The sequence below is a fragment of the Streptomyces sp. NPDC002490 genome (genome assembly GCF_040296045.1).
In the GTDB taxonomy this organism is placed as follows: domain Bacteria; phylum Actinomycetota; class Actinomycetes; order Streptomycetales; family Streptomycetaceae; genus Streptomyces.
Map to the genome: position 1 here is coordinate 1 of NZ_JBEOWM010000099.1, position 8,747 is coordinate 8,747.

General features: G+C 71.6%; 7 protein-coding genes. 6 read left to right on the forward strand and 1 reads right to left on the reverse strand.

Going from position 1 to position 8,747, the window contains the following annotated elements:
• Nucleotides 1-126 precede the first annotated feature (126 nt).
• Together ABT092_RS30420 and ABT092_RS30425 are read left to right on the forward strand one after the other, a co-directional pair.
• The gene (locus ABT092_RS30420) at nucleotides 127-678 is read left to right on the forward strand and encodes a hypothetical protein (RefSeq protein WP_351249670.1); all 552 of its coding nucleotides are present in this window, start codon (nucleotides 127-129) and stop codon (nucleotides 676-678) included.
• A gap of 3 nt (nucleotides 679-681) precedes the next feature.
• Nucleotides 682-1,431, forward strand: coding sequence for an OmpA family protein (locus ABT092_RS30425; RefSeq protein WP_351249658.1), 750 nt, complete (start codon nucleotides 682-684; stop codon nucleotides 1,429-1,431).
• 702 nt (nucleotides 1,432-2,133) lie between these two features.
• Here the strand turns inward: ABT092_RS30425 and mgrA are convergent.
• A complete protein-coding gene (gene mgrA, locus ABT092_RS30430) occupies nucleotides 2,134-3,171 on the reverse strand; it encodes an L-glyceraldehyde 3-phosphate reductase (RefSeq protein WP_351249660.1) in 1,038 nt (345 codons plus the stop codon).
• Nucleotides 3,172-3,282: 111 nt separating this feature from the next.
• Here mgrA and ABT092_RS30435 point away from each other — a divergent pair, with 111 nt between their 5' ends.
• From ABT092_RS30435 to ABT092_RS30450, 4 genes are all read left to right on the forward strand, one after another.
• On the forward strand, nucleotides 3,283-4,044 hold the full coding sequence (locus ABT092_RS30435; protein WP_351249662.1) for an isoprenyl transferase: 762 nt from the start codon (nucleotides 3,283-3,285) through the stop codon (nucleotides 4,042-4,044).
• A gap of 359 nt (nucleotides 4,045-4,403) precedes the next feature.
• Nucleotides 4,404-5,726 carry an RNA 5'-3' helicase PhoH2 gene (phoH2, locus tag ABT092_RS30440; protein ID WP_351249664.1) on the forward strand — a complete coding sequence of 441 codons (1,323 nt, stop codon included), beginning with the start codon at nucleotides 4,404-4,406 and terminating at the stop codon, nucleotides 5,724-5,726.
• Nucleotides 5,727-6,253: 527 nt separating this feature from the next.
• Nucleotides 6,254-7,012, forward strand: coding sequence for an aggregation-promoting factor C-terminal-like domain-containing protein (locus ABT092_RS30445; RefSeq protein WP_351249666.1), 759 nt, complete (start codon nucleotides 6,254-6,256; stop codon nucleotides 7,010-7,012).
• A 198-nt stretch (nucleotides 7,013-7,210) separates the two neighbouring features.
• Entirely contained in the window at nucleotides 7,211-8,620 is a 1,410-nt protein-coding gene (locus ABT092_RS30450; RefSeq protein WP_351249668.1) for an AI-2E family transporter, read from the forward strand.
• Nucleotides 8,621-8,747: the final 127 nt, after the last annotated feature.

The following is an 8,747-nucleotide window of genomic DNA, read 5'->3' on the forward strand; positions in this document are numbered from 1 at the left end:
TCCTCCCCCCTGCCTCCCCTTTCCCCCCTCCCCTGCCCCCTGCCTCCACCCCCCCCCACACCCCCCCCCCCCCCCCGCGGGCCGGGGCGGGGGCCCCCCCCCCCCCCCCGCCCCCCCCCCACGACTCTGCTGACCTTCGCTGTGAGTGGCTGCGGTGGAGGAGACGGGGGTGAGAAGACCGGGGACGGAAAGGCGCCGGCGAGCCAGCCCGCTGCCAGCCCGCGGCAGGGGGACGACCCCGACGAGGGCGGAACCCCAATCTCGGGGGAATCCGCGAAGGAGGACCTGGCTGAAGTCAAGGGAGGAGGGCTGACGCTCACCGTCACTTCCGCGGTCCGTGGCCAGGGCGGATTCGTCACCGTGCAAGGCAGGGTGGTGAATGGCTCCGGCGAGCCTTGGTCGGCTGGTGAGTGGCGAGGAGATGAGAGCGAGTTGGTCAAGAACGGAGGCTCCATCGCCGGAGCCAGTCTGGTGGACAACACGGGAAAGAAGAAGTACCTGGTCCTCCGTGACACCGAGGGTCGCTGCCTGTGCACCCGGTTCACCGGCGGGGTCGGATCCGGTGAGACCGTGGATTGGTTCGCCCAGTTCCCCGCCCCGCCCGAAGGCACCACCGAGGTCGACTTCCAGGTGGGCTCCATGCCCCCCGCCGCCATCGAGATCAGCGGGGGAGAGTAGCCGATGACCGACTCCGCCCCCACCCCCGAAGCCACCGAGCGGGCCCCCGAAGGCCCTGCCCGCCGCACACCCGGCCGACGTGCGGGCACGGGCTCCGCGGCCCTCACCGCCCTGCTGGCCCTGCTGCTCACCGGCACCCCCGCCGAGGCCGCCCCGGAGGATCCGAGCGCCCCGCCCGGCAGCGTCTCCGAGGCGGCTCCGCCGCCGGAGGTGGACGCCGGCAGTCCGGGGCTGCGCCTGGCCGGCGGGGCGAGCCTGGCGCCGGTCAAGGTGTTGGACATCAAGTCGGTGGTCGAGGAACTCGGCGGCCAGGAGCGTCGCGAGGACACCAACACCGATGTGAAGTTCGCGCTCCAGGCGGAGGTGCTGTTCCCCAAGAACAGCCCGAAGCTCAACCCGGAGGCGTTGTCCCGGATCGAGGCGATCGCCGACGAGGTCGAGGCGCAGAAGGCGACGACCGTCCGGGTCTTCGGCTTCACCGACGACCTCGGTTCCTACGAGCACGGCAAGCTGTTGAGCAAGCGGCGCGCGGACTCCGTCCACGACGCCCTCGCCTCCCACCTGGGCCCCGAGGTGACCTACGAGGTGCGCGGCTACAGCGAGGACTACCCGATCGCGGACAACTCCTCCGAACAGGGCCGCCGGAAGAACCGCCGGGTCGAGGTGTCCTTCCCCCGCCCCGGTGCGGACCCGGCCGAGACGGGCAAGGGCACGGAGAGCGGGAACAAGCCCGCCGGCTCGGCCTCGCCCTGAGGGCCCGCGGTCCCCGGCTCACCGGCGGTCACCCGTCAGGTGAGCCGTGGGCGCGGCCGGCCGGCCCGCCCACGCTCCGACGCCCGTGCGGGGTCCCGGGCCCGGCAGGTTCTCCACATCGTTATCGACGTCGGCTCGCCCTGAAGATAAAATTCACGTAAGTTCAGACCAAGGTAAATTCGCGTGAGCAAAGCTGCGCGGGGCGGTACCGCGCAGTGGAGGGGGCTGCGCGGCACCGGGCCCCCGCGGGTGCGCCCCCGCCCCCGGTGGGCGTCAACACGCGCCGAGGGCGCCCTTCACCCACCCGGGGGATGCGGGGTGGGGAACCCCGGGAGGGGCCGCCGAGGCCCGGAGGGTCCACGGCCCTTCGAATGTGGCCGCAAACCCCTGCGTACCAGCTGTTTCCGACCCCTGCTCCGGGTTCTCCGGGCCGTCAGGGGCGTGTGGGAGGAGGGCAGGGGTGAACCCCAGAGGACTGCGGAGAGTAGCGATCGGCGCGTGATGCGTGCAGGAGCGCATACGAAGGGTTATGGTGGAAGCCCCCCCTCGGGCCGGTCCGTATCCCCCCCCCCCCCCACGGACCGGCCCGTTTTCCGTATCGGCCCGGCCGGAGGAACCGCCTCGGCGGACCGGCGGCGGTCCCGGTGCGCCCCCTCCCCGAGGAGGTGGCGGGGGAACCGCCGTCGGCCCCGGCGCCTCACCTCAGCCCCGGGCGGCCCAGATGTTCGCGCCGGGCGTCGACACCGCGTACGTGTCGATCTCCGCCAACTCCTCCGCGGTCAACGGGGGGCCGTCCAGGGCGGCCACGTTCTCCTCCAGTTGCCGCACGCTCGACGCGCCGATCAGCGCGGACGTCATCCGCGGGTCGCGCAGCACCCAGCTCAGGGCGAGCTGTGCCAGGCTCTGGCCCCGCCGCCGGGCGATGGCGTCGAGGGCGTGCAGCCGGTGCAGCACCTCCTCGCTCAGCAGGCCCGGGTCCAGGGACTTGCCCTGGGCGGCCCGGGAGTCCGTGGGCACGCCGTTCAGGTACCGGTCCGTCAGCAGGCCCTGGGCCAGCGGCACGTACGCGATGCAGCCCATGCCCTCCCGCTCCAGGGCGTCCAGGAGCCGGTCGTCCTCGGTCCAGCGGTTGATCATCGAGTACGAGGGCTGGTGGATCAGCGGGTGCACCCCCATCTCCCGCAGCAACCGGGCGGCCTCGGCGGTCTGCTCGCTGCTGTACGAGGACACGCCGACGTACAGGGCCTTGCCCTGCTGGACCGCGGACGCCAGGGCGCCCATGGTCTCCTCCAGCGGGGTGTCCGGGTCGAACCGGTGCGAGTAGAAGACGTCGACGTAGTCCAGCCCCATCCGGCTCAGGGAGGCGTCCAGGGAGGACAGCAGGTACTTGCGGGAGCCCCACTCGCCGTACGGGCCGGGGTGCATCAGGTAGCCGGCCTTGGTGGAGATCACCAGCTCGTCGCGGTACGGGGCGAAGTCCTGCCGCAGCAGCTTGCCGAAGTTCAGCTCGGCCGAGCCGGGCGGGGGGCCGTAGTTGTTGGCCAGGTCGAAGTGGGTGACGCCCAGGTCGAAGGCGCGGCGCAGGATCGCCCGCTGGGAGTCCAACGTGCGGTCGTCGCCGAAGTTGTGCCACAGGCCCAGGGAGATCGCGGGCAGTTTCAGCCCGCTTCGGCCGGAACGCCGGTACTCCATGGAGTCGTAACGGTCCGGTCGCGCTCGGTAGAAAGTGGTGTCGTTCATGCACCCGAAACTACTTCAGCCGGGCATCGCCCCCGGCTCGGCGCATCCCACGCACACCGGTAGGGTGGCGCCCCTCGGGGACGGCTATTTCCACCTAGGGGCTGAACAGACGTGAACCTGCGCGACCTGGTGTACCGACTCTACGCACGCCGGGTGGAGGGACGCCTCGACCACGCTCAGGTGCCCAAGCACATCGGGGTCATCCTGGACGGGAACCGGCGCTGGGCGAAGGCTTCGGGGGAGACCACCGCGCAGGGCCACCGGGCCGGGGCCGACAAGATCTCCGAGTTCCTCGGGTGGTGCGCCGAGACCGAGGTCGAGGTGGTCACCCTGTGGATGCTGTCCACGGACAACTTCGACCGTCCGCAGGAGGAACTGGTCCCACTGCTCGGGATCATCGAGGACGCGGTGCGCGGTCTGGCCCGGGACGGCCGCTGGCGGGTCCACCACGTGGGCACGATGGACCTGCTGCCCGACCGGACCCAGCTGGTGCTGAAGGAGGCGGAACAGGCCACCGCCGACAATCCGGGCATACTCGTGAACGTGGCCGTGGGGTACGGGGGGCGGCAGGAGATCGCCGACGCGGTGCGCTCCCTGCTGCTGGACCACGCCCGACGGGGCACCAGCTTCGAGGAACTCGCCGAACTGGTCGACATCGACGTGATCTCCGAGCACCTCTACACGCGCGGCCAGCCCGACCCGGACCTGGTCATCAGGACCAGCGGTGAGCAGCGGCTCTCCGGGTTCATGCTCTGGCAGTCGGCGCACTCCGAGTACTACTTCTGCGAGGTCTTCTGGCCCGCGTTCCGCAAGGTCGACTTCCTGCGCGCGCTGCGCGACTACGCGGCCCGGCACCGGCGCTACGGCGGCTGACGCAGGGCCCCGTCCCCCGACCGTCCCCCCGGTCGTCATCGGCCGTTCCGCCACGCGCCGTCAACTGGTGTGGCATGACGGTGGGTTTTGGAGGGAATAAGCCACCCAGGTCGGCATCCGAACGGTATCGGTCGGCGGTACCGGGAGGGATGCCGGATCGCAGCGGACGGCATGCCCGTCCGCCCGGGAGGCTCTTTGCACCAGGTGCACCGCACGTGTCGTGCGGACGAGGCGGAGGGCCGGAGTCCGGCCCGCGCCCCGCGGCCCGAACCCGGTTCGTTCCTTCCCTGTGGGGTGGTGGCCGGGGCCTCCTGCCGCCCGGTCGCCCCCCGACCTCATCCGAGGGGGTACGTCCTTCCGTGGTGACCAGCTCGAAGCGCCGCACGCCAGACCGGCGCACTTACGTCCTCGACACCAGCGTCCTGCTGGCCGACCCCAACGCGATGACCCGCTTCGACGAACACGAAGTCGTCCTGCCGGTCGTCGTGGTCACGGAACTGGAGGCCAAGCGGAACCATCCGGAGCTGGGCTACTTCGCCCGGCAGGCCCTGCGGCTGCTGGACGACTACCGCGTCCGGCACGGGCGGTTGGACGCCCCGCTCCCGGTGGGGGAGCTGGGGGGCACGCTGCGGGTCGAGCTGAACCACTCCGACCCGGGCGTCCTCCCGGTGGGGTACCGGCTGGGGGACAACGACTCGCGCATCCTGGCGGTCGCCCGCAACCTCCAGGCCGAGGGGTACGACGTCACCGTCGTCTCCAAGGACCTGCCGCTGCGGATCAAGGCGTCCTCCGTCGGCCTGCTCGCGGAGGAGTACCGGGCGGAGCTGGCGATCACGGACTCCGGGTGGACCGGGATGACGGAGCTGTCGCTCCCTGCCGAACAGGTGGACCTGCTCTTCGAGGAGGACGCGCTGTACGTCCCCGAGGCGGCCGAGCTGCCGGTGCACACGGGGCTGACCATCCAGTCGGAGCGGGGCCGGGCCCTGGGCCGGGTCGCCGCCGACGGTCGGGTGCGGTTGGTGCGCGGGGACCGGGAGGCGTTCGGGCTCAAGGGGCGCAGCGCGGAGCAGCGGGTGGCCCTGGACCTGTTGCTCGACCCGGAGGTGGGCATCGTCTCGATGGGGGGCCGGGCCGGCACCGGCAAGTCGGCGCTGGCGCTCTGCGCGGGCCTGGAGGCCGTCCTGGAGCGCCGGCAGCACCAGAAGGTGATGGTGTTCCGACCGCTGTACGCGGTGGGCGGCCAGGAGTTGGGCTACCTGCCGGGCACCGAGGCCGAGAAGATGAGCCCGTGGGCGCAGGCGGTGTTCGACACGCTGTCGGCGGTGACCAGTCGTGAGGTGATCGAGGAGATCACCGCGCGGGGCATGCTGGAGGTGTTGCCGCTCACCCACATCCGGGGGCGTTCGCTGCACGACGCGTTCGTCATCGTGGACGAGGCCCAGTCGTTGGAACGCAACGTCCTGCTGACGGTGTTGTCCCGGATCGGCGCGGGCTCCCGGGTGGTGCTCACCCACGACGTGGCGCAGCGGGACAACCTGCGGGTCGGACGGTACGACGGGGTGGTGGCGGTGGTGGAGAAGCTGAAGGGGCATCCCCTCTTCGCACACGTCACGTTGACCCGTTCGGAGCGTTCGCCGATCGCGGCGCTGGTGACCGAGTTGCTGGAGGACGCCGTGGTGTAGGGCGGCGCGCGTTCCCCCGGTATGACCGGTGTAGGCGGAATGGGCCGGTGGGGGAACGTTCGTCCGTCAAGCGGGTGAAGTGCTCGACGGTGCACCTTTCGGGGGGTGTTGGGCGTCGCTCGGCCGGGGTCCTGGTCCGAAGGGGCCGGGAATCCTAGCCGGGCGACGCCGCCGTGTGGGGGAGTTCGGCGGGAAGCACGGGAACGGGCGAGGTGTGACCTATCCCACTCAACCCGGAATTGCCTTGCGGTGTACGGCTGCGGCAGAGTCTCTGTCCTGTCAGGCCCTGCATACGACACACCGTGCCGCACGGTCGCCAAGCCTCCATCGGTGCCGTGGCACACTGCCGTACACGAGAATTCCATAACGCCCGTCGTATGCCGCCCGAGCGCCACCGGGCCCTCCCGTCAGGGGAGTTGCCCATCGGGTCCGTGCCTCCCGTGACGTCGCAGTACCGGAGGCCAGCGCCAGGGGCACGATCGCGTCCGCGAGGGTCACCCGTGCGGGCGATGCTGGAAGGAAAACGTGTGAGCCGGATCTCCGTCCGCGGGTTCGCGGTGGCCTCTGCCACTGCGGTCACCACCGTCGGCGCCGTCGTGGGCGTCGCCTCGGGCACCCCGCAGGAGTCCTCGAACGACTTCGAGGCGACGGCGGGTGACTCGACGCTCCTCGCGGACATTCCCGCGGGCCAGCAGGCCCAGGTCATGACCGCCTCGTTGACGCAGCAGGCCGACGCCCAGGCGATCGCCGCCGACTCCGTGGCGAAGAAGAGCGCCGAGGAGACGGCCCGCATCCAGGCCGCCAAGGACGCCGTCGCCAAGCAACAGGAGGCGAAGGCCGCCAAGGAGGCCGAGGCGAAGGCCAAGGCCAAGGCCGAGCAGGAGGCCAAGGAGCGCGCGGAGAAGAAGGAGAAGGAGGAGGCCGCCAGCCGGTCCGCCACCCGTACCGCCTCCGCCTCCGGCAGTCTCCCCACCACGCCCGCCAAGGGCTCGTACACCATCGCCGAGATCCAGGCGATGGCCCGGGCCGTGGTCCCCGCCGACCAGTTCCAGTGCTTCAGCAACATCGTGGACCACGAGTCCGACTGGAACTACAAGGCCGTCAACCCGTCCTCGGGCGCGTACGGCCTCTTCCAGGCGCTGCCCGCCTCCAAGATGTCCTCCGCGGGCTCCGACTGGCAGACCAACCCGGCCACCCAGATCAAGTGGGGCCTCAGCTACATGGAGGGCCGCTACGGCAGCCCCTGCGGCGCCTGGGACTTCTGGCAGGCCAACCGCTGGTACTGAGCCGTCCCGCCGGCCGGCGGGGCTCCGCCCCGCACCGCGGCAGCTCAACCTTTCCGAGCCCCTCACCGTCCTTCGGCGAGGGGCCTTCGGCATGTACCGTTGGGGGGCTCCGGGACACCGGGGGGAGTCGTGAGCGGCGAACGCGAGGCACCCGTCGGACGCGAGCGGCACGGCGGACGGCGGAAAAGGGTGCGGATCATGTCGCGAGTACCGGGCTGGCTGGGCCGGTGGGGAGCCGGGCTGACCCGCCTGGGCGAGCGTTGGGAGGCGCGGCGCGCCGCGGCGGAACGACGCCGCGACCCCGACGACCCGCCGCCCCGCGAACCCCCGCGCGACCGGCCCGCGTTCACGACACCGCCCCCCGCACCGGACCCCGTGGCGGAGGGCCCCGCCACCCCCGTCACCTACCTGCCCGCCGTGTCCGCCCGACCCGACCCGGCCCGGGCCGTGCCCTGGGGACTGCGGGTAGCCGCCGAGGCGGGATGGCGGCTGCTGGTGCTCGCCGGCACGGTCTGGGTGCTGATGCGGGTCATCAGCGCCGTCCGACTGGTGGTGCTCGCCTTCGTCGCCTCGCTGCTCATCACCGCACTGCTGCAACCCACGGTGGCCAAGCTGAAGCGCCACGGAGTGCCCCGGGGACTGGCCACCGCGCTCACCGCGGTCCTCGGCTTCGTCTTCCTCGGGCTGGTCGGCTGGTTCGTGGTGTGGCAGGTGTTGGAGAACGTCGACCACCTGTCCAGCCAGGTGCAGGACGGCATCGAGGAACTGCGCAAGTGGCTCCTCAACAGCCCCTTCCACGTCACCGAGGACCAGATCAACGACATCGCCAAGACCCTGCGGGACGCGATCGGCGCCAACACCGACTCGATAACGTCCGCGGGCCTGGCCGGGGTCACCGTCATCGTGGAGGTCCTCACCGGTGTGCTGCTGACCGTGTTCTCCACCCTGTTCCTGCTCTACGACGGCCGACGGATCTGGGAGTGGCTGTTGCGACTGGTGCCCGGCGCCGCCCGCGAGGGCATCGCCGGTGCCGGGCCGCGCGCCTGGCGGACGCTCACCGCCTACGTGCGGGGCACGGTGGTGGTCGCCCTGATCGACGCCGTCTTCATCGGCCTCGGCATCTACTTCCTCGGGGTGCCGATGGCGGTGCCGCTCGCCGTGTTCATCTTCCTGTTCGCGTTCATCCCGCTGGTCGGCGCGGTGGTGTCGGGAGCGCTCGCGGTGGTCGTCGCCCTGGTCACCCAGGGCGTGTTCACCGCCGTGATGACGCTGGTGGTGGTGCTCGCGGTGCAGCAGATCGAGGGGCACGTGCTGCAACCCTTCATCCTGGGCCGGGCCGTGCGGGTGCACCCCCTGGCGGTGGTGCTCGCGGTGGCCACCGGCGGACTGTTCGCCGGGATCGGCGGTGCGGTGGTCGCGGTGCCGCTGGTCGCCGTCACCAACACGGTCGTCGGCTATCTGCGCGCCTACTCGGGGGAGTACGCCCTGCGCGGCTCGCCCGCCCCGCACGGCGCCACCGCGCACGGCGTCGCCCCGGTGCTCCCGACGACCGCCGAACCCGCCCCGCCGCCGGCGCGGGACCCCGAGCCCCCCGACGGACGGGGCTGAACCGCGGGCACGACGAAGGGCCCGTACGACTGCCTTGGGTTCAAGGGGTCGTCGCAACACCACTTGGTTTCAGGTGGTGAGTAGATCATGTAGACGCTCGGCTGGGGTATCCCAGCCGAGCGTCTTG

Bases quoted from the DNA above. Each gene is read 5' to 3' on its own strand.
- ABT092_RS30425 (WP_351249658.1), top strand. From the start codon at position 682: ATGACCGACTCCGCCCCCACCCCCGAAGCCACCGAGCGGGCCCCCGAA.
- ABT092_RS30450 (WP_351249668.1), top strand. From the start codon at position 7,211: ATGTCGCGAGTACCGGGCTGGCTGGGCCGGTGGGGAGCCGGGCTGACC.
- mgrA (WP_351249660.1), bottom strand. From the start codon at position 3,171: ATGAACGACACCACTTTCTACCGAGCGCGACCGGACCGTTACGACTCC.